Annotated in this window: 20 protein-coding genes and 1 pseudogene; 17 read left to right on the forward strand and 4 right to left on the reverse strand. The window is 43.7% G+C overall.

From position 1 onward, the window contains the following. The first annotated feature begins 4 nt into the window (after positions 1-4). Positions 5-1,825 carry an ABC transporter ATP-binding protein gene (locus L6I86_RS30305; RefSeq protein ID WP_236292271.1) on the forward strand — a complete coding sequence of 607 codons (1,821 nt, stop codon included), beginning with the start codon at positions 5-7 and terminating at the stop codon, positions 1,823-1,825. Positions 1,826-1,828: 3 nt separating this feature from the next. Next, positions 1,829-2,945: pseudogene (locus tag L6I86_RS30310) on the forward strand (ATP-binding cassette domain-containing protein); the annotation flags it as partial. 105 nt (positions 2,946-3,050) lie between these two features. On the opposite strand, the gene L6I86_RS30315 reads toward L6I86_RS30310, so the two are convergent. After that, on the reverse strand, positions 3,051-3,626 hold the full coding sequence (locus L6I86_RS30315; RefSeq protein WP_236292364.1) for a TetR/AcrR family transcriptional regulator: 576 nt from the start codon (positions 3,624-3,626) through the stop codon (positions 3,051-3,053). 261 nt (positions 3,627-3,887) lie between these two features. Here L6I86_RS30315 and L6I86_RS30320 point away from each other — a divergent pair, with 261 nt between their 5' ends. From L6I86_RS30320 to L6I86_RS30335, 4 genes are all read left to right on the forward strand, one after another. Beyond that, positions 3,888-5,081: an MFS transporter gene (locus L6I86_RS30320; protein WP_236292273.1), complete on the forward strand. Its 1,194-nt coding sequence runs from the start codon at positions 3,888-3,890 to the stop codon at positions 5,079-5,081. A 113-nt stretch (positions 5,082-5,194) separates the two neighbouring features. After that, the gene (locus tag L6I86_RS30325; RefSeq protein ID WP_236292275.1) at positions 5,195-6,136 is read left to right on the forward strand and encodes a hypothetical protein; all 942 of its coding nucleotides are present in this window, start codon (positions 5,195-5,197) and stop codon (positions 6,134-6,136) included. Between the two features lie 75 nt (positions 6,137-6,211). Continuing rightward, entirely contained in the window at positions 6,212-6,463 is a 252-nt protein-coding gene (locus tag L6I86_RS30330; protein WP_236292277.1) for an NHLP leader peptide family RiPP precursor, read from the forward strand. 223 nt (positions 6,464-6,686) lie between these two features. Beyond that, the gene (locus L6I86_RS30335; RefSeq protein ID WP_236292278.1) at positions 6,687-6,977 is read left to right on the forward strand and encodes an NHLP leader peptide family RiPP precursor; all 291 of its coding nucleotides are present in this window, start codon (positions 6,687-6,689) and stop codon (positions 6,975-6,977) included. Here the strand turns inward: L6I86_RS30335 and L6I86_RS30340 are convergent. Both L6I86_RS30340 and L6I86_RS30345 read right to left on the reverse strand, forming a co-directional pair. Further along, complete coding sequence (locus tag L6I86_RS30340) at positions 6,943-8,862, reverse strand: sensor histidine kinase (RefSeq protein ID WP_236292279.1); 1,920 nt, start codon at positions 8,860-8,862, stop codon at positions 6,943-6,945. The genes L6I86_RS30335 and L6I86_RS30340 overlap by 35 nt on opposite strands. Before the next feature lie 525 nt (positions 8,863-9,387). Continuing rightward, complete coding sequence (locus L6I86_RS30345; protein WP_236292280.1) at positions 9,388-10,356, reverse strand: helix-turn-helix transcriptional regulator; 969 nt, start codon at positions 10,354-10,356, stop codon at positions 9,388-9,390. A gap of 128 nt (positions 10,357-10,484) precedes the next feature. On the opposite strand from L6I86_RS30345, the gene L6I86_RS30350 reads away from it, so the two are divergent. The 4 genes from L6I86_RS30350 to L6I86_RS30365 all read left to right on the forward strand — a co-directional run bounded on the left by L6I86_RS30350 (position 10,485) and on the right by L6I86_RS30365 (position 13,168). Continuing rightward, a complete protein-coding gene (locus tag L6I86_RS30350) occupies positions 10,485-10,907 on the forward strand; it encodes a DoxX family protein (RefSeq protein ID WP_236292281.1) in 423 nt (140 codons plus the stop codon). Between the two features lie 120 nt (positions 10,908-11,027). After that, on the forward strand, positions 11,028-11,507 hold the full coding sequence (locus L6I86_RS30355; protein ID WP_236292282.1) for a GyrI-like domain-containing protein: 480 nt from the start codon (positions 11,028-11,030) through the stop codon (positions 11,505-11,507). A gap of 23 nt (positions 11,508-11,530) precedes the next feature. Beyond that, positions 11,531-11,995: a phage tail protein gene (locus L6I86_RS30360; RefSeq protein ID WP_236292285.1), complete on the forward strand. Its 465-nt coding sequence runs from the start codon at positions 11,531-11,533 to the stop codon at positions 11,993-11,995. A 339-nt stretch (positions 11,996-12,334) separates the two neighbouring features. After that, positions 12,335-13,168, forward strand: a complete 834-nt coding sequence (locus L6I86_RS30365; protein WP_236292286.1) for a LamG domain-containing protein — start codon at positions 12,335-12,337, stop codon at positions 13,166-13,168. A gap of 76 nt (positions 13,169-13,244) precedes the next feature. Here the strand turns inward: L6I86_RS30365 and L6I86_RS30370 are convergent, their stop codons facing one another. After that, a complete protein-coding gene (locus tag L6I86_RS30370; RefSeq protein ID WP_236292287.1) occupies positions 13,245-15,512 on the reverse strand; it encodes a helix-turn-helix domain-containing protein in 2,268 nt (755 codons plus the stop codon). A gap of 328 nt (positions 15,513-15,840) precedes the next feature. Here L6I86_RS30370 and L6I86_RS30375 point away from each other — a divergent pair, with 328 nt between their 5' ends. The 7 genes from L6I86_RS30375 (at position 15,841) to L6I86_RS30405 (ending at position 23,189) form a co-directional block, all read left to right on the forward strand. After that, a complete protein-coding gene (locus L6I86_RS30375) occupies positions 15,841-16,734 on the forward strand; it encodes an ABC transporter permease (RefSeq protein WP_056622822.1) in 894 nt (297 codons plus the stop codon). Positions 16,735-16,750: 16 nt separating this feature from the next. After that, positions 16,751-17,617 (forward strand): carbohydrate ABC transporter permease, encoded by an 867-nt coding sequence (locus L6I86_RS30380; RefSeq protein ID WP_236292288.1) that lies wholly within the window; start codon positions 16,751-16,753, stop codon positions 17,615-17,617. A gap of 59 nt (positions 17,618-17,676) precedes the next feature. Next, positions 17,677-19,221, forward strand: coding sequence for an extracellular solute-binding protein (locus L6I86_RS30385; protein ID WP_236292290.1), 1,545 nt, complete (start codon positions 17,677-17,679; stop codon positions 19,219-19,221). Positions 19,222-19,475: 254 nt separating this feature from the next. Continuing rightward, the gene (locus L6I86_RS30390; RefSeq protein ID WP_236292292.1) at positions 19,476-20,138 is read left to right on the forward strand and encodes a serine/threonine protein kinase; all 663 of its coding nucleotides are present in this window, start codon (positions 19,476-19,478) and stop codon (positions 20,136-20,138) included. 102 nt (positions 20,139-20,240) lie between these two features. Beyond that, positions 20,241-20,843 carry a class I SAM-dependent methyltransferase gene (locus L6I86_RS30395; RefSeq protein WP_236292294.1) on the forward strand — a complete coding sequence of 201 codons (603 nt, stop codon included), beginning with the start codon at positions 20,241-20,243 and terminating at the stop codon, positions 20,841-20,843. A 90-nt stretch (positions 20,844-20,933) separates the two neighbouring features. After that, positions 20,934-21,401 carry a phage tail protein gene (locus tag L6I86_RS30400; RefSeq protein WP_236292296.1) on the forward strand — a complete coding sequence of 156 codons (468 nt, stop codon included), beginning with the start codon at positions 20,934-20,936 and terminating at the stop codon, positions 21,399-21,401. A 138-nt stretch (positions 21,402-21,539) separates the two neighbouring features. Continuing rightward, positions 21,540-23,189, forward strand: a complete 1,650-nt coding sequence (locus tag L6I86_RS30405; RefSeq protein ID WP_236292298.1) for a stalk domain-containing protein — start codon at positions 21,540-21,542, stop codon at positions 23,187-23,189. The last annotated feature ends 343 nt before the right edge of the window (positions 23,190-23,532 follow it).

Below are 23,532 nucleotides of genomic sequence, written 5' to 3' on the forward strand. Positions count from 1 at the left end.
AAATATGAAGCAAACGTTCTACTTTGTAAAAAAACTACATGCCTTTTCAGGGAAAATTTTATATATCAATCTCCTTGCCATGATTTTCATTAGTCTGCTTGAGGGAATCGGAATTTTATTTCTAATTCCAATGATAACGGCAAGCGGTATTGTAAAGTTAGACGCAACAGGGATCCCCCTTTCGCATTGGTTTGAGATATTTCATAAAGTTCCTGCTTTGCTTGAATTACCCCTAATCTTAGGGATTTATGTCTTACTAGTGATTGGACAAACCGTATTTCAAAATCATATATCGATTCGCAACGCAAAAATACAGCATGGCTTTACCAGACATCTACGATTAGAGACCTATGGTTCCATACTTCAAGCCAATTGGGATTTTTTCATGAAAAGTAGAAAATCGGATTTAATCAACTTGTTAACTTCAGAACTTGCTCGTGTTAGTGCTGGGACACATACCTTTTTGCAATTTATTGCATCCATTATTTTTACGTTAGCACAAGTAAGTCTTGCTTTCTGGCTCTCACCTAGGATCACTGTTTTTGTTCTAGTTAGTGGATTGCTGCTGATCCTCATCTCTCGTAAGTTTCTTGGAAGATCGCTAAAGTTTGGTAATTCGACATTCGAATTAGGCCAAAGTTATCTTGCGGGTGTCACAGACCAAATCAATGGAATTAAAGATATTAAGAGTAATCGATTAGAAAGAGCGAGAATGGATTGGTATGTTGCCCTGACCGAACGGATGCGGAATGAACAAGTGGCATATACCAAGTTACAGGCAGGATCCAGTAAAATGTATAAAGTGTCATCGGCAGTATTAATCGCAGTTTTTATCTATATATCTGTCAACTTATTTCGTGCACAGCCTGAACAGTTGTTGTTGGTTATTATCATTTTCTCTAGGCTATGGCCTAGATTTATTGGGATTCAGTCCAGTATGGCGCAAATTGCAGTGGTACTGCCATCCTTTAAGGCATTGGTAGAGCTGCATGAACAATGCGCGGTTGTAAGAGAATTTAAAGAGGGCATGGATCATGAACCAAAAGAGCAGAGGATTCATATGAAACAAGGGATTAACCTTGAGAATGTCTGCTTCCGCTATAATTTGGGGGAACCTGCATATGCTCTTCAAAAAGTTGATTTGCATATTCCCGCTAACCGCATGACAGCTATTGTAGGGCATTCTGGTGCCGGAAAAAGTACCTTAGTAGATGTAGTAATGGGATTGCTGAAACCAGAGAGTGGAAGCGTCATGATTGATGGCATCCCGCTAACAGATGATATCCTATTATCGCTAAGAGAGTCTTTAGGTTATGTTTCTCAGGATCCTTTTTTGTTTAATACGAGTATAAGAGACAATCTGCTCATGGTTAAACCGCATGCACAAGAGGAACAATTGTGGGAAGCTTTACAATTCTCATCCGCTGCTGACTTTGTAAGGAAATTACCACAGGGACTTGATACGCTCATTGGTGACCGGGGAGTCAGGCTCTCAGGTGGAGAAAGACAGAGGTTGATCCTCGCTCGAGCGATGCTAAAGAAACCTTCTATTTTGATTTTGGATGAAGCGACTAGCGCATTAGATAATGAGAATGAAGCAAAGATTCAGGAGGTCCTAGAACAGGTAAAGGGGAAAATGACGATTATTGTGATTGCCCATCGCTTATCGACAATAAGGGATGCTGATGAGGTTATTGTCATGGATGAAGGTAAAATTATTCAAGTCGGAAAATATGAAAAATTGGCAAAAGAGAAAAAGGGTGTATTCAGTTTTTTGGATAAATATGAGTTGATGACTGTCCAAAAAGCAGAAAATTTCAGTTGAGGAGGAATACTGCTAGTTGTTACGCACAACCGATATCTATTGAATCATTGTTTCAACAAAATTATACACCTTGAAAACTTGGAGATCCAAGAGTTTGATGGGCGATATATTGAATATAATTTCTCATTACTTCAAACAAAAATTGAGTTGCAAGAAATCGCAGTCGCTGAACAAGAAGAAATTGAGAGATACGATAACATTATTGATAATCTTAGAGCTATCGCAACGTATAATTCAGAAGCATCTAGAGGCAGAGCGTTAAAGGCTAGAGTTAGATTTCAGGAGAGATTGGAAGCGCGTAGAATTAAAGCGCCATTTGTTGATATTAAGCAACCTACAATTCGTTTTGGTATTGAAAATGAGATTGAGGACACGTTTGTAGTAAATGTTACTAATTATCGTGTTATGTTTGATGAGTTGCTTCTAGACAATGTTAACTTTGAGATAAAATCTACAGATAAAGTTGCCATTATTGGTCCAAACGGTACTGGGAAAACGACTTTACTCCGAGATATCTTTAAAAATAATCATGCTTCAATCAAAATACATGCTGATGTGAAAGTGGCTTATTTATCTCAGAATCAAGGCGAAGTACTAAAGGATTCTAATACAATACTAGAAGAATTCATCGAAGCTGGGTTTAAAACGTATGATGAGGTTAGATCGTATCTTTCAAACTATGGCTTTGAAGGAGAGATCGTTAATCAAAAGATAGCCTCTTTATCCGGTGGAGAAAAGAACATGCTTCAATTGGCTAAAGTTGCTGCCAGTAAAGCAAACGTATTGCTTTTTGATGAACCGACAAGCATTTGGACACCTATACACAAATAGCACTGGAGAAAGCCATTGAAGACTATACAGGTGCGATTCTCATGATTTCTATTCTGTTGTAAATGGTATGGATTATGTGTTAATCATTGACGATAAGACGATTAGAAAAATGAGTATGCGAAAATTTAGACAGATGATTTATGCGAGCCATTTTGATAGAGACTATCTAGAAAATGAACAAAATAAAAAATCACTCGAAATGAAAATAGAATTGGCTTTAAAAGATACTAATTTTGAACTTGCTAAAGTATTGGTTGAAGAGCTAGAAGAGCTGATTAAGTTGCTTTAAATGACAACCTTTGATTGAAATGAAGACCCCACTGGAATTAGTGCGACCTTGTTGGGTGATTCAAAAAAGCCCTTTACTCGATGAGCTAGGGCTTTTTGGGTTCGATTAATAACGAATACCTTCAAATGCGTTTTTTACTAAATTCTCGACATAGCTTTTGTCCAAGATTTCTCCTGTCACAAGCAAACGATAGAAAATCGGCCCGTAAATGAGATCGATGCATATGCCAATGTCGAGATTATTTTTTAATTCCCCGCGTTGAACCCCTTTTTCCAAAAGACCCCTGGCCTCCAGTCGGCGGGGACGGAAAAACCGAGCACGATAGGCCTCCGCCAATCCTGAATCAAACTGCCCTTCGCCTAATAACTCTGTAATGATGGTCCCCTCCCGGCTTGTCAAAAACCCGGTTAAATTCGTGGCGTGAATTAGAATGTCATTAAATGTTGTACCTGTATCAGGGATGGGTAATCTTTCCGTGGCAGCATCCATGAAACCATCCATGACCACGGCGGCCTTGTTAGGCCACCATTTATATATCGTGGCTTTGCTAACTTGGGCACGATCAGCGATTTTATCCACGGTGACGGCCTGAAAGCCATTTTCCAGCAATAACTCGTAAGATGCGGAAAGGATAGACTTTTGAGATTCAATATTCCGCGGCCGGCCTCTTTTTCCATTCATCATCTTCATCCTCTTTCATCCATACATATCTAATCCGATACAAATAAACTATACGTTCAGTATACCAATTATTAAAAAGAAATAAAGTTGCAATTACCCATTTACAAAACTATACGTTCAGTATATTATTTTGTTATATATTTAGCAAACTGTACGTTCAGTATTTAAAAATGAATAAGGAAGGATAGAATTGAAGTTGGCATGAAAACATGAATGTATTGTCTGTAGAACATTATATTTCTATATAAGGAGTTGTCTAAAATGACTACTTTAAAAAACCAAACGAACGAGAAGATTATCCCCTCATGGCTGATCCTGTTTTTGGCTGTCGCATGCGGCGTTATTGCAGCTAATCTTTACTACGCACAGCCATTGGTAGGGATCATCAGTTCTTCCATTGGGCTGTCTGCAAACAGTTCCGGCTTGATCGTGACGTTAACGCAGATGGGTTATGTAGCCGGCTTGTTATTTATCGTACCTATGGGAGATATCGTTGAAAATCGAAAGTTAGTTGTCTCATCTTTACTTCTTACAGGTGTAGCCCTTGCAATAACAGCAGTATCGAAACAAGCTGTGCTATTCTTGATGGCTTCTTTTGCCATCGGAATAGGGTCGGTCGCTGCGCAGATACTCGTTCCTTTTGCATCGTATCTTGCATCCGATTCTTCTCGCGGCCGAGTTGTCGGTAATGTCATGAGTGGTTTGTTGCTTGGCATTATGCTCTCGCGCCCGTTGTCGAGTCTGGTGGCCGAATTCCTAGGTTGGCATGCCGTATTCGCTTTGTCTGCCGCAGCTATTATTATTTTGGCGATCGTACTTTCAAAAGTGTTACCCCAAAGAATGCCCACGGCGGACACACGCTATGCCGCTCTGCTTGGTTCGATGTGGTACTTGCTGCGCACAACCCCGATCTTACGCCGCCGGGCAGCTTATCATGCATTTGTGTTTGCATCTTTTAGCTTATTTTGGACAACAGTTCCGTTACTGTTATCTGGCCCGGTCTTTCATTTTTCACAGATAGATATTGCGTTGTTCGCGCTTGTAGGAGTTACGGGGGCTATAGCTGCGCCTGTGGCTGGACGGTTGGCGGACCGTGGTTGGACTAAACCCGCAACAGGGATTGCACTCGGCACTGTCATCATCTCGATGTTGATACCGCTTATGATCCGCACGGGTTCAATTACCGGAATCGTTATTCTCGTCGTTTCAGCTATTTTATTGGACGCCGGCGTATCCGCAAATCTTGTGCTTGGACAACGTGCGCTCTTCTCACTGAGTCCGGAAATTCGCAGTCGGCTGAATGGCCTTTTTATGGCTATCTTCTTTTTTGGCGGTGCCATCGGATCCGCAATTGGTGGGTGGGCATATGCGACAGGAGGTTGGAGTGCCGTGTTATGGATTGGCATAGCTTTCCCGATTACAGCCGTCCTTTATTTTGCGACAGAGAAAGAGTGAAATGGCAAACCGCAAGGTTTACGCCTAGATGGATCAGAAGTATAATTATGGAAAACATGCGACCTGGCCTAGATAAACGATTCTCACAATAAGAAAGGAACTGATCCCCAGCCATGAACCGATTAATAGATCCATATAGCGATGAGATTGCCCGGATCTTCGGGGATACCTCGGCTCAATTGCAGACGCTTCCGGAGGAACTGAGGGAGCATGCTTTGGCGCTTCTGGGCGGGTGCTATCCTTTGGACAGGAAGGACAGCGAAGGACCTAATATGATCAGCTATCTGCTCCCGTATTGGGTTGGCGAGACCCTGGGGAGTCCGATCGAGCTGTGTCGCGAATTAGCGCTAGGGAATGTATACGGGATGTTGTCCTTTTTTCTCTTGGACGATGTAATGGATGAGAGGAGGGAGGTTCGGCGTTCGCTGGCCCTAAGCACGCTTTTGAATCAACGGTTCTTGGAGGCTTATCAGCGGTGTTTCTCAGGAAACGCTCAACTGTGGGTTTGTTATCATCGTTATTTAGCGGAGTGGGCAGATGCGATGTACCGCGAGGTGGACGAGCCAATGAACCCGCGGGATCCTGGCCGATTGGCCCGCAAGGCTGCCCCGGTGAAGCTGTGCGCCGCGGCATTGTTGCTCCAAGCCGGACGGGCCCAAGAGATTCGGGGTATGGAGACAGCCATCGATTTGGCTCTTGCGGTACTCCAACTCTCTGATGACTGGACAGATTGGCGGGAGGATTTGCCGATGGCATCCTGTAACGCTTTCCTAGTGTTGTTGCGGGAGAACCTTGCATTACATGCAGATGAGGTTTTGGATGAGAGTATGGTGAAACGCAGCATTTATCGTGAGCAGGCTTTAGGAGGGCTTGCGACCCTTGCAAACGATTATGCGGATCGGTTGAATGCCATGAAGGATGCTCCTGCATCTCTCCAGATTTTCGCATCCGCCATCGCTCAAAGCTTGCAGAGCAAGGCAAACGAGATCAGAGATCGTTACGATGCTTTGTTAAATAATGGGGGATTTTCAATTTATTTGACGATTAATGGTTAATACTGGTACAAAATGTCTAGTTCTATGGTAATAGGAAAATGGAAACTATCCTAATATTTGGAAGGTTGTGTTGTCATGTCCATGGATACGTTAAAAGTGAATATCATCAAGAAAGCTTGGGAGGACCCGGATTTCAAAGCACGTTTGCTGGCAGATCCCCGTAGTGCGTTGGAGCAGGACTTCGGACACAGTATTCCTGAAGGTATTGAGTTGCATGTGATGGCAGTAACACCCACTAAGTATGCGATGATTATTCCCCCGAAACCAGAGGAATTGGATGAGTTGACAGCTACTGGGGTACAACCGCAAATGGCTGCTTGGAGCTAGGTTGGAAACGAGAGGGAATCGGGCGAAGGCTTCGGTTCCTTTTTCTTTTTCACGATGGGATGCCAGAGTGGCAATTGTTCGCATCCGCGATCGTTCAAAGCGTGCAGTGCAAGGCGAACAAAATTAGAGAGCATTACGATAGTTTGTTGAATAGTGGCGAATTTAAAATTTATTTGTCGATAAATGGTTAATACTGGTACAAAAGATCTAGTTCCATGGTATGATGAAAATGCAGATATCCTATATTTTGAAGGGTTGTGTTGTCATGTCCATGGATACGTTGAAAGTAAAGATTATTAAGAAGGCTTGGGAAGATGCGGATTTCAAGGCACGCTTGTTGGCAGATCCCCGTAGTGCGCTGAAGCAGGACTTCGGAATTGAAGTTCCTGAAGGTATTGAGTTGAGTGTGCTGGCAGAAACACCAGCTCATTATGCACTAGTCATTCCCCCGCAACCGGAGGAATTGGAGCAATTGAAATCTACTGGGGTACAACCGCAGATTTCTTGGAACTAGGGTTTGAAACGAGAGGGAACCGGACGATTGCTTCGGTTCCTTTTCCTTTTTCACTATGGAATTCCAAGGTGCCCTCCATCACTTCGATGATACGAAAGGTAACCATCAGGCCGAGGCCAGTTCCTTTGGATTTCGTTGAGAAGTAAGGCTCTCCTAGTTTCGCGATCTGCTCCGGTTCCATGCCTTCGCCGTTATCTGCAATGCGGATGACAGCGGTTCCTCCTTCGGTCCAGGCGTTGATGGTAATGTGGCCGTCTTCGTGAAGGGACTCGATGCTATTCTTAATGATGTTGATCAATGCCTGCTTGAACTTGGATGCGTTGCCTAGAATGATTTGAGGTTCGGGCACGTGGACCTCCAGCTCCCCATTGTTTAGCAAGACCAGCGGTGTCATCATGGTTTCGATCTGTGCGAGCTCATGCTGCAAATTCAGCTCTACTAGGGTATCCAGCTCCGGTTTCGCAAAGGTCAGGAAGTCCGTTATAATGCCTGCCGCCCGATCCAGCTCCTGTATGGCCAAGGTAAAGTAGGACTTGTCGTGCTCCACTGATTTTCCCGAGAGCAGCTGCAAAAAGCCTCTTGTGACCTGAAGCGGGTTGCGCACTTCATGGGCAATGGATGCAGCTAGTTCGCTGATGATCTCCATTTTCTCCGTCCGCTGCAGTTGGTGATTATAAAGCTCCAATTCTTTGGAGTAGGATAGGAGCCGGGCATAGTCAGATGCAATGCGGCGGTTCAGGATCATCACCAGGGAGGCGATGAGAATAATGATGCCAAGTTTCCATAAATTTAACATACGGAGCGTATCTATTGCGTACATCAGCAAGAGATCCGTCACACCTGATAGGGCAAGGATCAGAATGCCCAGGGAGAGGATCAGGGAATTGGGATTCTGCATGGCATTCCGAAACGCGAGGATGCTGATGAGAATCAGTTGTCCGATAATGAGCGGTGCACCTAACCAGAGGGTCAGGAACGCGTAGAGAAAATACAAGGGACTTCCGATGATCTTATAACATACCATAACGCAGAAGCTAATCAAATAATAGACAACAAGCCAACGGAACACTCGCTTGATCCATGGATACCGGCCTTCGAATAGGTGGATGACGAAGTACAGCAGGGCAGGAAACATAATATAAATAGACGTATCAAATATAAATACGAAAAAGTGTCCAAGCTCAGGAAAATAGTAGTAAGGCATAGCCGAATAGGTCATGATGAGTATGCCGCTGCACATGACGAATAGGCTAAGCGCCAGGGCGGTACTGCGTTGGGCTCGGTTCAGGTACCAGGAACAGAGAAGCATCAGGAGCGATAGGAAAACGAAGCCTCCCCCTAGCAACAGGTTAGGCAGTTCCTTACGGACGGCTTGCCGGGAGTTTTCGGGAAGCTCGCCAAGCTGGACATCACTGGTGATGCCTGCCCGTTCTTTCGCCGTGAGCCGCAGATATAGATCGCTGGCTATCTCAGTATGGTCGAGCGGCAGTTGGAGAAGGGTGCGCTCAAAGTCAAAGCTGCGATCTACCTGATAGACGGGCTTTCCGTTCTCATAAATCTTTATGTTCATGGCGTACAGGCGTTCAATATACAGTCCCGGTTTGGATAGGTTAGAAGTAGGGGGGACAGTTAGGTGAATCCATGCGCCGACCTTCCCTTTAGGAATAGCATCAAAAGGGTGCTCAACTGTGGCAGACAGCCACTCTCCGTCTAAGTCAGGCGAGGCGTCTTCTGGAGCTCCAGCAGGAATCCATTGCACTCCCCATGTGGTTATTGGAAGATTGGTGGAATCCTTCGCTGAGCTTATGAAGGGATACAGGAGCAATACCAAGAAGGCAGCCCCGCCTAAAGTGAGTAGTAACAAGATCAAGTGGAAACGCTTCATTTGTGCACCTCGTGGGAACAACCCAATATGTCATGTATGCCTATAAATTCGACAAAATAGTGTATTAATCCTTTCGTTGCCGACAAATTTTTACAAATCACACGACATGCCAAAAGACCCACTTCACAACCGTAAACGAACGGATAGAAGAGGGTCTGTATTCAGATTAGGGTATTAAATTCTATCGGCCAGCCAGAATGGCATCAGCCAAGATATCGATCTGATTCTCGACGGCGAAGCTGATCGGTAGATGATGGAAAGTTCTCTATCAGATCCTCACTTTGTATATGAATGGACGTATGAGGCGGTAGGTTTACACAACCGATACCCTCAAGCCTATGTGTATGGTTGTTAATCGTAAGTATAACGGAACGTGCATGTATAAATAATAAACTATAGGTATCCCGATAATAGTGAAAGCCCTCGGTGTGCCCAGCTTCTGTGTACATTGACATAAGTTTGAGAACAGGAAGTCCTGAATGCTCCATAACGAGTGCCAGCTCCTCCTATGATGCTTCTTCTTCATTAATCCTTATTCGAGAAAAGAACCATTCTCTCCTGTAAACCTTCCATAACTTCTTTGGGTACTTCCCTAATCTTGATATCTCCACCTAAGAAAAGCAGCCAATTTGTGATTTCGGTCAATTCATCCGAGTGATGAATGTTGATGAAAGCCTTTAGAATAGCCGTAGACTGGTAAGGGTTCGTGTATGAAATTGACATTTTTAACGGATGGTATTTTTTGAACTGGGCAATCGCTTTTGGACCAAGTTCAAGGATAAGATTGAAGACTTTTTCCTGCTTGCTTAGTTGTTCTATAATCTTCTTCTTGCTTATTCTTTTTTTCTCAGAGTAAGGTGTAACATCAGTGAGATTGTCGACAGGAATAATCCGCCTCTTCTCTTCCTCTAGGTCAAAGCCTTCAATTTGCCAGGAGCTTTTTTCACGATATAAGTGCAACAGATAAATGGGATAAGTCTCTATTTCCCTCCCTACTTCGACGGAAACCACTAAGTAGCTATCCATAATAATGATTTGGATAAGTTGTTCTAACATAGGATGGGGCAGATCTGATAGATCAAGCAGGTCGGGATTGTGGGGGTTGGTGCCCTCAAATAGCAAGATTTGATTTAAGATAACAAGATCATCTTGCTGGTTTTCCGAGATGAGTCCGAGTAATTTTTCCGCTAAAGAGTGACGACTCTTGAGATAGGGGAGTTGTTGATTTCTAGTGGCCATGAAGGCAATAAAAAGGGCTTTGATCTCATTATCGGTAAAGCGAACAGTCGGTAGGACGGAATTTTTCATGACAAAATAACCCCCATCCCTGCCGACTTCAGCGACAAGAGGCATTCCCATCGTTTCTATTTCTCTGATATCTCTAATAGCTGTCGAACGAGAAATATTAAATTCCTGCATAATCTCAGAAATGGTGAAGTGAGCGCGGTTATTGATATACCGCATGATGATGTTAATTCGTTCCACTTTTTTCATTGGGTGTCCTCTAAACAGTATCATTTTTTGACATGGTTTATGGTTATTATAAACGTATCAAGTGAAAAAACAAATCACTTCATCCATGTGAATGCCGGTTGTTAAACAAAATTAGAGGAGGAATGAAAATGAGTACAATTATGAGGAATGAAAAAATGGCGAAAGTAGAGTCCCGCCCATTTGGCCGGGTGGCCGCTTATTGGGCCGTCACAATCCTACTTGCATTCTCAATTGCATTAAGCGGTATCGGGCAACTCATGCGATATGGGGGGAATGTAGATCTAGTGACCGATATTGGTTTTCCGTTATATATCACGAACATTCTCGGAACTTGGAAGTTGCTTGGCGTCATTGCAATCGTAATGCCAGGTTTCCCCCGGCTTAAGGAATGGGCTTATAGCGGTATCTTTTTTCTAATGACTGGTGCGGCCTTATCTCATGTGTTCGCTAACGATTACGGTAATTACGGATTCCATATTATTCTTCCGCTTTTCTATGCCGCGCTTAGTATCGCTTCTTGGGCGCTGCGTCCCCAAAGCCGCAAACTTTAATAAGGTAGTAGAGATGTCATCGGGTCTTCTAAACAGTATCACATTTTGACATGATTTAAGGTTAATATAAACGTATCAAGTAAAAAATATTTCATTAATTTGAAAAAAGGAGATTTAAACATGACAATGTATACACTTGAGGAAAAAGACAGCTTTATCGTTCTAGGTATTGGCACGGAGTTGAAGAGCAATTATACGGATTATGCCGGTATCAACAAGGAGAAGGAAAACTTTTGGAGGGCTGTAGAGCAAGATGGAAGGCTTGACGCATTAAAAGCGATTGCCACGAACGACTACATTTTTGCCGTGAACGAAGCCGTCAATCACAAGATGATGTACTATGCTGGTGTCATGACAGGAGCATCGGTACCGGAAGAACACCGAGTTATTCAATTCCCTAAGGGACAATACCTCGTGGTTAAAGGCGAAGGGAAGACGGCGGATGAGTTGAGTAACAGACTCACTGGTATTGCCTTTGGTCAAGTTCTACCAGAAGCCCAAAATTTCGCCTATGTAGGCGGGCCAAATACAACGGTTGAGATGGGGCAGCGTGACGGCCTCGTCTATGGTGAAGTATGGATTCCCGTTGTTGGGAAATAAGCGAGGTCATGGGAGGGATGAGCGTGTCTCAAATCGTTGATTTTAAAAATGTGTCTACGGTGGGTTTAGAGTCTTCACCAGTAGCAGAAGCGCTTGCTGGTTTACGTGCGAATGAAGCCCGTTACTTTATGAATAAATACCAACATGAATTTTCGGTTATACCCGCTAGCGAAAGTCAGGAGAACCTTGATTATGTGAACCGCGTTTTGAAAGAACGTGATATTGCGTTTGCGGCCAAACCGCTAGAAACGTCGCGTTTTCAAGTGGAGAATATCCAATTTACCTACGTCTTTTATGAAGATGGTCTGGGGATCAATGTCATGTATACAGTTGATGACCCTAAGAAGCGGGCTGTGGGTTTTAAGCTTTCTGAGGGGATGGAAGTACCTAAGGAATTGGAAGAGAAGAAATTTAAATTTGCTAGACAGAAGTCCAAGTTGGCTGGGACAATTCGAGGTTCGTTCTTTGTAATTAAAGGGCAATATTAAAGTAAGCAAAAGCGCAAATAGAAAAAGTCTGAATGAACTCCCACAGCTACGTTGCGGGGGATTCATTCAGACTTTTTTCTATCATATCAATAGACGTTGGACTAGCGTGTCCATGCTTCGCATTTTTATTGATTATGACGAATTGTTTGGCTGGATTAAGATTTCATCATCATCCCAAAACGAAGCCATTTTGAAGTAGGCCCCTTCCCGATAAGATGAAAATAACGACGGAGAAGGGAGGGAAGTGGAACGGCTGACGACCGAGTTAAGCGAACTGGTATAACTAGCGCAGGTGCAACCAAGCAAGTGATTTGCCAATAGGAGAGGAGACGATTGACAATGAGTAACGCTATTTCAATTCGTATGTCCAAGCTTGCGGTATCTTTGATGACAGCTACCCTACTTTCTGCCTGTTTCAATGTATCTTCATTCGTACATGCAACCTCCACCTACGACACGGCTGTACTGGCTGATAACCCCGTTGGATATTGGCCCTTATCCTCCGCGGTAACAGCGGATCAATCCGGTAACGGTATGAACGGTACGTTTACTGGAAGCCCGACCGACACGACGATGCCGAATGGGGATGCAGCTCCGGTATTCAACGGAACAAATCAATATTTTACAATCCCTGACAACGATTATCTGGAGGTTACGCGTACAGGTATCTTGACCGTTGAAGCCTGGATGCGGCCAGATACGCTACAATTTACGAACTATGAGAGCAGCGGCTATGTCCATTGGATGGGCAAAGGGACGTCTGGACAGCATTCTTGGGTGGCTAGAATGTACAATCAGACAAACACTGAAAACCGTCCAAATCGTATCAGCGGATATTCGTTTAATTTAAGCGGTGGCTTAGGCGCAGGCTCCTACTTTCAGGATACGGTGACCGCAGGTCAATGGATTCACTACACATTGGTTATTAACACCGTGAATACGAACACGACGTACCCGACAGGCTACACGAAGGTGTTTAAAAATGGCGTCCTGCGTGATCAAGACAAGCTATCTGACTACAGCATCGTACCCGGAAACGGCACGGCTCCAATGCGGATTGCTACGCGAGATCTGGCATCCTATTTCCAAGGCGCAATCGGCAAAGTTGCTGTGTACGATTATGAGCTGACGCCTACCAAACTGGCTGCGCATTACAGCACGATGACCAATTAAACGATAGCTGCGCACAAGGCAACTAGACAGTAAAAAGGACGATCCCCGAAAACATTTCGGTCAGGATCGTCCTTTTTTAGTTCATACGAGCTCGCCTGAACTCGCTCGGCGTAATGCCCGTATGCTTTTTAAACATGCGGTTGAAGGAGGCAATCGTGTAATAGCCGACAAGCGTAGAGACGTCCTGAATTTTGAGATCCGTCTTCTCCAGCAGCTCCATCGCTTTATTCATGCGCACCGTATTGACATAATCGCTAAAATTAATGTCGGTCTTTTCTTTAAAATACGTCGACAGATAAGCGCCTGTAATGTTGAGCTTATCCGCTAACAAGTCCAGCGATAGATCGCTGCCGAAATGCTCATTGACGTAGTTCGTTACGAAACTGGTAATGTGGTCGGTCGCTTCTTTCTTCTGACGAATATCGAAGGCGGACTGTGTCAGGATTTCCTTGAAAAACTGCTGAAATTGTTCAAGTGTGCGGCAATTCTTGAGAATATCCGCGGGGCTCCTTTTATCATCCAGCAAGGAAATCGGATTATGGCTGGAATAGAGCGTTTTAATAATTAAGTTGACGATTTCCTTGGCAAGGTCATGGATTTGCGCGTAGGAAGCGCCTCGTTTGACGGCGAGCTCTAACGTTTTTGAAACGATAGGAATTGTGATCGCGGGGTTACCGGAAGTCAAGTTCGCCGTAAATTCTTTCATATTAGCCGGTGTGAACCAGAGATCTGGAGGCAGCGTTTCCTTGTCCCGAATGATTTGGACACCTTCCCCAAGCTTCCGTTGTTTGGCTAACAGCAGCGTGTTCTCAAAAGCTTCGTTGAAAATAAACGCATTGTCATGGACAGGACTCACGGCAATGGTGACGGAACAATAGGAAGCATCCAGCTCAAATATTTTTTTGATATCGAGCAGTAGATTGTCTAATATGGAAAGTTCGGAATCGTTTGTAAAAATAATTGTTAGAATTTGATCCTTCTCAATTTGGAAGGTCAAGGCGTCTTTATAGGCCTGAATAAACTGCGATTGAACGAATTCCTTAATGTAATACGAGGCGCGATTAGGATCCATGTCCATGGCGGCTAACTGGTTGTCGATATACATGAGCTGGTAGAGAACGATGACATAGGGTTTTTCGGAATCAATGGATATTTTCGCGTCCTCAATATCGGTGTGAATCATTTTCACCTTATTTAAGTAGGCGTAGTGCTTGAGCAGGGAGTTTTTGCTTAGTAGGTCTCGGTTAATCGTTTCATTGGTCAGAAATAAATCATGCAGCTTCTGGCTTATGACGTTGAACTCGCGAATTGGACTGACAAAGGGAGCGGTTTGGTGACGATCCATCTGTTGAATGGAACTGATGATGGTGGTGAGCGGATTGTTAAACCGTTTGGCAAAGAGAATTGACATGCCGACTCCGATGATAATGGAAAGGAATATTAGCCCAACCATAAACACATTCAGCTTGAAGAACTGTTCGGAAATCGTAGCGAAAGGCACAATCAGCACATAGGTGTTGCCGGTCACTGCACCTTGCTTGTAGAAATAATAATTGGTGCCTTCCAAATAATAGCCGGAGCTGCCAGTATGCGGCTTTAATTGCAGTGGATCCTTCCGACTGGATACGGCGTACGTTGTACCTCCAGCGTCATCAAGGATGTAGAAGCCGGAATCTGCTTGAAAATGGCTGAAGGCCTCAAACATTTGATCACTATCTAGCAAGGCTATGATAGATAAGCCGTCCGTAGCGGCGCTTTTGAAAAGAACGGGATTAAAGTTCCCAAAGCTTCTAGTAGAGAAGCTTGTACTTTCTTGGAATTCCGCAGAAGGGTACACCCGGAAGGAGAGCGAAGATTTTCCGGTTTCCGTTGACCAGAACTGCTCTGGATAAGTGGGGGACGTATAAAATTTGCTGAACATCATTTGCGCATCTCGGGAGCCATCTTTATCGATAACAAAGTCACGGTTCGGAAAGTAATAGATGATGTTATATAAAGAAAGCTGATTGTTCGCTAACACATTTTGCAGCTCGCGTTGAACCTGACTTGAAATAATAAAGTCGAGCTTTTGTGGATTATTTTTGAGCGCTTCGGTATGAGTGTTGAAGTATAGGCTGACCAGCAGGCTTTTGATTAACGAAATATTTTTTTCATAGCTGGCTACGGTCGTCTCGAGATTCAGAGAGCTGTTCTTAATAATTTCTTCGCGAATGCTGCTTCGAAAGAAGGTAAAGGAGGCTACATTAAAGGATACGAGCAGCAAAATGATGATAATGAAACTGATCAATAGTCGGTAGAACAAGGAACTGCTGTATCTTTTTCTAGGGACATAGGTGGTTTGCATGGTCGTCTCCTTTCGCTCCAAGTAGTATGTGGAAATTATAGCATGGTGAAATTCATGGTGTAAGAAAAAATTAACAATTCCTTATATGAATTTTTACGATTCTTATTATTATTCTCGATTTTCAGAAATTTGCGAATGAGTCGATGAGGAAGTGGATAGTCGGCATGGTGTTTTTCCGATACGATGAGCTTGTCGATACAGAGCCTAATAACCAAGGGGCAACCCACATTGAGAAAAGGAGAGATGACTATTGCGTACGAGCCCATCGGCCGCCACGACACAGACGTCTGTTTCGCAAACGAATCTCCGGTCGAAAAGAAGTACCTATCTGAAGCAGTGGAAACGAGGAAAATACTTATTTCTCCTCTTCCTGCCTACCTTGTTATTTTATTTACTTTTTAAGTACGTTCCTATGTTCGGATTAGTTATCTCTTTAAAAAACTACAATTTGTTTAAGGGTGTCTGGGCAAGTGAATGGGTCGGATTCAAGTATTATAAGCTGTTTTGGGAAAATCCCGACTTCTTTAAGCTCATCTACAACACGTTTATGCTCGGGATCTACAGGCTAATCTTTGGCTTTCTTGCACCGATTCTACTGGCGCTGCTCCTGAATGAAGCGAGGCACGCATTCTTCAAACGATTTGTACAAACGGTCAGTTATTTGCCCCATTTTATATCCAATGTGGTGGCGGCGAGCATGGTACTCATGTTCCTTTCGCCTTCCAGTGGTATCGTCAACCACCTGATTCAAGTCTTCGGCTTTGAGCCGATTAACTTCATGGTGATGCCCGGGATGTTCCGTTCGGTCTATGTGATTTCGGAAATTTGGCAGCATGTCGGCTGGGAGACCATCATTTATCTGGCAGCTTTGACTTCGATTGATCCTCAGCTGTATGAAGCGGCAGAAATGGATGGTGCGAGCAGGTGGAGGAAAATAGCGAATGTCACGCTTCCGGGCATTACGCCGGCCATCGTGATCGTCTTTATTCTGAATGTTGGGCATGTCCTCGATATCGGTTTCGAAAAAGTGTTTCTCCTTTATAATCCCGCCATCTATGAAACGGCTGATATTATAAGCACTTATGTGTACCGCACGGGGATCGGTCAGGGCAATTACAGCTATGCGACGGCGATTGACTTTTTTACAGGGATCGTCAGTTTAGTCTTCATATACTCGGCCAACTGGATCAGCCGAAGAGTCGGCGAGACCAGCTTGTGGTAGAAAGGAGGTACGCTTTATGAAAACGAAATTTGGTGTGGCTGACCTACTGATCATCCTTGTGCTGTTTGGGGTGGTTGCTGCAACGCTGTACCCCTTTGTTTATATGTTGGCGGTCTCGTTCAGCGATAGTACGCACATTTTAAAAGGCGAGATTACGCTTTGGCCAAAAGGATTCAACGTGGACATGTACAAAATCGTCTTACACGATCCGCGTATTTCCTCCGCCTATATCAATACCATTCGATATGTACTAGTCGGGACCTTGGTCTCGCTAATTATGACATCCATGGGTGCGTTCGCGATCTCCAAGAAGGAGCTGCCGCATCACAAGCTGTTTACACTGCTCATTGTGTTTACGATGTTTTTCAGCGGTGGTATGATTCCGACCTTCTTGGTCGTCAAAAGCTACGGTTTGGTAGATAGCCTGTGGTCCATGGTATTACCAACGGCCGTCAGTACGTGGAATCTCATCGTGATGCGAACTTTTTTCTCCGCAATGCCCAAAGAGTTAGAGGAATCGGGTAAAATGGACGGATTGACCGATATCGGTATTTTCTTTCGGCTCGTGCTGCCGCTTTCCAAAGCGGTGCTTGCCACCATCGGACTTTTCTATGCCGTTGGCATCTGGAATAACTTTTATTCCGCCTTACTCTACCTGCGCAACCAAGATATGTTCCCACTGCAAGTTGTTCTACGCAATATCGTCTTGCAGGGGCAGATCAACTCAGCTAACGTATCCAGCGTAGGCGGCGATAATTTGGTTGTTGATGATGCCTTGAAGTTTACAACGATCCTTGTTTCCACCGTACCGATCCTCCTTGTGTATCCGTTTCTGCAAAAATACTTCGTCAAGGGGGTGATGATCGGTTCGGTGAAAGGTTAGTTCATATTCAGTAATAAAAAGGCTGTGGGTCTAAACAAAAGAAAAGGGAGATGGGTTCTATGAATAAAACAGTAAAAGGGTTGTCAATTTGTTTAGCTTTGGGACTATCTATGACGGCAATCGCCGGTTGTTCAACAAGTACGAACGAGACATCGACGGCAGCGCCTTCTGCCAGTACGGGGACAACAGCTTCAGCTCCTGCGCAAGTGGTCAAACAAACCTTTAACGTACTCAATTATTCGAATCCAAGCTGGCCTTACAATAAAGATAATATTTCCTGGAAATTAATCGAAGAGAAAACAGGTGTCTCCCTGAATGTGCAGCTGCCGTCCGGGAAGCTGGATGACGCACTAAGCGTTACAATTGCCTCGGGAAACTTGCCGGATATGATGATGACGCAGGACAAAAAGCTGGCAGATAAGTACGGACAGCAAGGTGCGCTGGTTAATATTCTGGATTATGTAAACGAGATGCCGAACTTGAAAAAATGGATGGAAAAGTATCCCGTTGATACGCAAAACACGATATCGTCGGATGGCAAAATGTATATGTTCCCGAATGCGGGAATCGGGGAAACGAATCGCATGATTTGGATGTATCGCGATGATGTATTTAAGAAGCTTGGGCTTTCCGAGCCAAAAACGTGGGATGAATTGTATGCAGCGCTTAAGAAAATAAAAGAAGCTTATCCGAAGAGCTATCCGCTTTCATTCCGGAACGGTTTGCAGCGTCTCTTGAATTTTGCTCCAGCCTTTGGCACCGGTTCTGATGTGTACTATGATTTTGATAAAAAAGAATGGCGCTATGGTCCGCTAGAAGACAATTACAAGCAAATGATTGTGTATTTAAATAAATTTTATAAAGAGGGCCTCATTCCTCCTGATTTCTTGTCTGCAGATACGAAGCTATGGCAGGACCTGATGTCTACGGAGCGAGCCTTCGTTACAGTCGATTACATCGGACGAATTGACTTCTTCAACTCGGCATTACGCAAGGATAAACCGGACTTTAATCTGGCTTTCATGGGAGCGCCAACCGGATTTGCAGGCGCACCTGCCAAAAATGCGTTCACGCAATATTTGGACGAAGGCTTCATGATCGCGACATCTTCGAAAAAAATCAAAGAGATTATGAAGTTCATGGATTTCTTCTATAGTGAGGAAGGTAAGACGCTAGCCAGCTGGGGGAAAGAAGGCGTTACTTACAAAACGGAAAATGGCAAAAAGCAGTTTATTGAGAAATATGCGGATGTTGCGGACATGAGAAAGAAAACCGGTATTTCTACGGACGGCACCTATGCATGGTTCGATTATGATGCTCATCTTTCCCTCTCATCGCCTGAGCTGCAGAAGGCTTATCAAGAAGCGCCGAAATATGATAGTCTGCAGCAGCCTCGTCCAGCTTTCACAAGCGCAGAGATGGAAACCCTCTCTCTTTCCGGGGATACAATTATGAAGAAACGCGATGAGAATATTTCCAAGTTCATTGTTGGTGAACGCAGTCTGGAAGATTGGCCGAAATATGTGAGCGACATGAAAGCGCTAGGTGTTGATAAAATGGTGGACATTTACAAAAAAGCGTATGATCGAGCTTTGAAAAAATAAAGTTGGAGGCTCCCAACTTACTAGAACAAACGACAAGAAACGCCGTTCTTTCAAAAAGAACGGCGTTTTCTTTTTGAGCTTAAAAAGTGACCATCAGTGGAACGCTATGACCGCAATATCGTGTTTGCGACCTTTTTCGGAGATTGATACAGAGCGTTGATGATTGATTATGTCATGTACAAATAATTTTTTCTAGCATATTGCTTCTTATTTTTATATAATACCACCAAATAATAGATGGGGGTGACAGGTGCGTGCAGAAACACTGGATCGAAATAATTGAAGCACAATTGCTTCCGAATTTGCAGATTGCCAGTGAGCGGCCTTATGACCCGATCGTCGTTTATAGTGTCCCTGAGCCTTGGCAGCTAGTTGGAGCGGGTAATTATGCGGCTGTGCTGATGCATCCAAGCTATCCGGATATGGTTGTAAAGGTGTACGCGCCTGGGCGGCCGGGCATAGAGGATGAGAAAGAAATATATCGACGTCTGGGCAAGCACCCAGCTTTTTCCGAATGCCTGCATGCGGGTGATACTTATCTTGCGCTGCGTCGATTGACCGGCGTAACGCTGTATCAAAGTTTGTTGCGCGGCATCCCGATTAAGCGTCAAGTGCTGAACGATATCGATGAAGCGCTGAAGTATGCGGTTAGCCAAGGATTGAAACCACATGATGTACATGGCAAAAATGTGATGCAGCATAACGGTCGAGGCTTGGTTGTCGATGTATCGGACTTCTTGAAAGAGGATGATTGCTCGATGTGGGACGATTTGAAGCGCGCCTACGATCGCTTTTATTTCCCATGGCTGCGCAGGATACCGCTTCCAGAGTTCTTGCTGCACTTAGTTCGGCGAGGCTACCGGAAATACCGCAGATGGGCGCGACCTTCAGGGGAGTTACACAAGAAGGGTATGTAAAATGGTATAATTGAAGGAGCTTGCCGCGGCCAGCTCCTTTTGTATTTTTACCGTTAGGATAGTAAAGTTCCGCTTAAAGCGGGTTGGATAGGAGAGACCATAATGGGAAATACGGATAAGTTTGAAATGATAGCTAATGTATATGACACGCCTGAAAGAATTCAAATTGCCAAGGTTTCATCAGATGCCATTCGTAAATTTGTAAATGACGCAAAGAGTAAGAATGCGATTGATTTCGGGTGTGGAACCGGTCTCGTCGGAATGAGTCTAATAAATGAGTTTAATTCGATGCTGTTTCTAGACACTTCACCAAACATGATTCATCAAATAAATCAGAAAATAGCTGATTTACATATTCAGAATGCAGATACATTATGTTTTGATTTTGAAAAGGAAGGTTTATCGGATTTGCATGCGGACTATATTTTTATGGCGCAGGTTCTACTCCATATTCCGGATGTTGAATTCGTTTTATCCAGATTATTTGCAGTTCTCAATGAAGGCGGACATTTACTAATCGTGGATTTTGATAAAAACGAAAAAGTGGTTTCCGATATAGTTCATAACGGATTTAATCAAGGGAAGCTAACGGACATCATGACTAAGATAGGTTACAAGAATATTCAATCGAAAACGTTCTATCAGGGAAGCAACATATTCATGGGACAAGATGCATCCATGTTTATTCTTGCTTCTCAAAAGTAATCGTTGAATCATTTCCCAAACGCAAACGTTTATATTGAATTCATTTTTGGTATAATAATAGGAAATAGTGATAGAAAACGAGGGATGTAAATGTCGTATGTCGTTGATTTTAAAAATGTGTCCACGGTAGGTTTAGAGTCTTCACCTGTCGTAGAAGCGCTTGCTGGTTTACGTGCGAATGAAGCCCGTTACTTTATGAACAAATACAAACATGAATTTACGGTTGTACCCGCAAGCGAAAGTCAGGAGAACCTTGATTATGTGAACCGAATTTTGAAAGAACGTGATATTGCGTTCGCGGCTAAACCGCTAGAAACCTCGCGTTTTCAAGTGGAAAACATCCAGTTTACCTACGTTTTTTATGAGGATGGTCTTAGCGTTAATGTCATGTATACGGTGGATGACCCTAAGAAGCGGGCCGTTGGGTTTAAGCTTTCTGAGGGGATGGAGATTCCCAAGGAGTTAGAACCGAAATTTAAGTTTGCTAGACAGAAGTCCAAACTAGCTGGAACGATTCGAGGATCATTTTTTGTAATTAAAGGCCAATATGATTTTTAAGAGATATGTGTAAATTAAAGTAGGTATTTCACAGCGCATGTGAGATATCTACTTTTTCACTGCAAAAAAGAAGGAATCCGGTTGAAAAACATAGAATGTTAATATTTGTAAGGTCTATTATGCAGGGGGAACACATCTATGGGATATCGAAATAAGCTTTTAAAAGTGTTGCTTGGCCTCTTTATTGCAGCTTCGGGATTGTGTATGGCTCAGCCACACGTGGAGGCGGCATCTTATTCTTCCTATTGGTATCCACAAGGAAAAGTTGGATTGATGAAGCCAACGATCGTGTTTGAATTTGTAAAAAGCGATATCACACCCGAGTTCAAAAGCTATACGATGAAAATCGATCAAGTCAAAGTAGATGCGCAATGGGACATTGGTAGAATGATCCTGTCTTATACGCCAACGGCGGATTTAAAAGCGGGAGAGCATACCGTTAATATCGTATTGGAACTTAAGGATGATGGCTATTTGCCGCTCGAGAAGAGTTGGACATTTCGTGTTGACGAGAAAGCCATTTCTGAGCTGCCTGGGGCTCCTACAGCCCAGCAATTAGAAGGCATTAAGGCGATTAACGATTACAGGGTTATGCATGGCTTGAATCCCCTTACCTTCAATAAGAACCTAACGTATGCGGCTAAACTGCATGCTCAATATTTAGAAACGAACAAGGTCAGCGAATCTGGGGTATCCATGCATGAAGAAAATAGTAAGCTACCCGGCTATATCGGAAGTAAGCTATATGAGCGTGGGATGTACGCGTCGTATGCTGGTAATTTCTCAGAAGACGTCTCTTACAATGGAAGCTCGCAAGCAACGATTACACAAGCGATTGATGGTCTTTTCGATGCTCCTTATCACCGTACGCCGTTCTTAACGCTGGATGCCATAGAAATTGGTCTTGATAAACAAGGTAATTATACGGTGATTGAATTCGGACTAACGAATGAATGGAACTCGCGATTAGTCGTTTCTCCGGCTCCAGGCGATCCCTATGTTCCGATTGGTTTTGATGGTCATGAATCACCAGACCCGATACGAAACCATGCTGGTACTAAGTACCCTGTCGGATATCCCATCATGGCGCAGCTATCAGGTAGATTTGTTAGAGATGTCAAATTAGTAGAATCCAAGCTGACGGACAGTACGGGCAAGGAGCTGGATCTATTGTTGAATACGCCGCTAGACGATGATCATCTGCAGAGTGAGGTTATGTTAATTCCGAGCAAGCCACTCTCCCCAGATACAGTCTATACGGCATACGTTAAATTGTCCGTCATTGAAGATAATCAACCCAAAATCTATGAAAAGAAATGGGATTTCCGTACGGAACCTATTGCGTATGTAGGGAAAAGTAAATTGCATAACGATTCTACCGCGTATTTGAAGAATATGAACCAACCTGGCAAGTTGCAGCATGTGGTTTCTTTTGGATTAGCAGATAATAAATTCATCTTGGATGATGTTAAGGTGCCAATGAAGCAAAAGCCGATTATTAAAGAAGGAAGCTCCTACCTTTGGATAAGAGATTTAGCAGGGGCACTCGGGGCATCCGTAGAATGGGACGATAAACTGAAGGCAGCTATATATACGAAACAAGGCAGAACCATCACCCTCTTTACGAGCAAAAGTGCTTATGCGCTAAATGGTGTAGAAGTTGCGACGGATTCGCCAGCTATTCTGGACAACGATTCTACGATTATCCCAGTGAGACTGCTATCTGAAGTGCTTGGCGCTAAGGTAGACTATGAGGACAAAACACGAACAGTTAGAATTAGTTATTAGCTTAACTGTCGTTACGAATTTTAGAGAATCCATATGATAGAGATCGTTGATCGTTGACGGTCTCTTTTCTTTTGCCTTGTTATCAGCAGAAAAAGTAGAGAAAAAGATCCCTTTACCGAAAGGCAGAAGGGACCATTGGCATAGATAAAGCCTGAACCGTGAAAGCACATGGTTGGAAATAATAGGATAACGGGCGCAGCACGCCTCACAGGTACAGATCAATCCGGCCTATGTTACAGTAGTCCACCAACTTAAAAACAACGATAAGTACAGTTGTCACTACTAAAAAGTAGATATATATGGGTCAAGTGTCACGCTTTCGTTCTATGTCTTGTTCAAGACG

This window comes from Paenibacillus allorhizoplanae (genome assembly GCF_927798215.1).
GTDB lineage: Bacteria > Bacillota > Bacilli > Paenibacillales > NBRC-103111 > Paenibacillus_E > Paenibacillus_E allorhizoplanae.

Excerpts from the sequence above, each read along its gene's own strand:
- L6I86_RS30315 (WP_236292364.1), bottom strand. The coding sequence starts at position 3,626 with ATGAATGGAAAAAGAGGCCGGCCGCGGAATATTGAATCTCAAAAGTCT.
- L6I86_RS30345 (WP_236292280.1), bottom strand. The coding sequence starts at position 10,356 with ATGAAAAAAGTGGAACGAATTAACATCATCATGCGGTATATCAATAAC.
- L6I86_RS30340 (WP_236292279.1), bottom strand. The coding sequence starts at position 8,862 with ATGAAGCGTTTCCACTTGATCTTGTTACTACTCACTTTAGGCGGGGCT.
- L6I86_RS30385 (WP_236292290.1), top strand. The coding sequence starts at position 17,677 with ATGAATAAAACAGTAAAAGGGTTGTCAATTTGTTTAGCTTTGGGACTA.
- L6I86_RS30330 (WP_236292277.1), top strand. The coding sequence starts at position 6,212 with ATGTCCATGGATACGTTAAAAGTGAATATCATCAAGAAAGCTTGGGAG.
- L6I86_RS30325 (WP_236292275.1), top strand. The coding sequence starts at position 5,195 with ATGAACCGATTAATAGATCCATATAGCGATGAGATTGCCCGGATCTTC.
- L6I86_RS30400 (WP_236292296.1), top strand. The coding sequence starts at position 20,934 with ATGTCGTATGTCGTTGATTTTAAAAATGTGTCCACGGTAGGTTTAGAG.
- L6I86_RS30355 (WP_236292282.1), top strand. The coding sequence starts at position 11,028 with ATGACAATGTATACACTTGAGGAAAAAGACAGCTTTATCGTTCTAGGT.
- L6I86_RS30350 (WP_236292281.1), top strand. The coding sequence starts at position 10,485 with ATGAGTACAATTATGAGGAATGAAAAAATGGCGAAAGTAGAGTCCCGC.
- L6I86_RS30305 (WP_236292271.1), top strand. The coding sequence starts at position 5 with ATGAAGCAAACGTTCTACTTTGTAAAAAAACTACATGCCTTTTCAGGG.
- L6I86_RS30405 (WP_236292298.1), top strand. The coding sequence starts at position 21,540 with ATGGGATATCGAAATAAGCTTTTAAAAGTGTTGCTTGGCCTCTTTATT.
- L6I86_RS30320 (WP_236292273.1), top strand. The coding sequence starts at position 3,888 with ATGACTACTTTAAAAAACCAAACGAACGAGAAGATTATCCCCTCATGG.
- L6I86_RS30365 (WP_236292286.1), top strand. The coding sequence starts at position 12,335 with ATGAGTAACGCTATTTCAATTCGTATGTCCAAGCTTGCGGTATCTTTG.
- L6I86_RS30380 (WP_236292288.1), top strand. The coding sequence starts at position 16,751 with ATGAAAACGAAATTTGGTGTGGCTGACCTACTGATCATCCTTGTGCTG.
- L6I86_RS30370 (WP_236292287.1), bottom strand. The coding sequence starts at position 15,512 with ATGCAAACCACCTATGTCCCTAGAAAAAGATACAGCAGTTCCTTGTTC.
- L6I86_RS30335 (WP_236292278.1), top strand. The coding sequence starts at position 6,687 with ATGAAAATGCAGATATCCTATATTTTGAAGGGTTGTGTTGTCATGTCC.
- L6I86_RS30395 (WP_236292294.1), top strand. The coding sequence starts at position 20,241 with ATGGGAAATACGGATAAGTTTGAAATGATAGCTAATGTATATGACACG.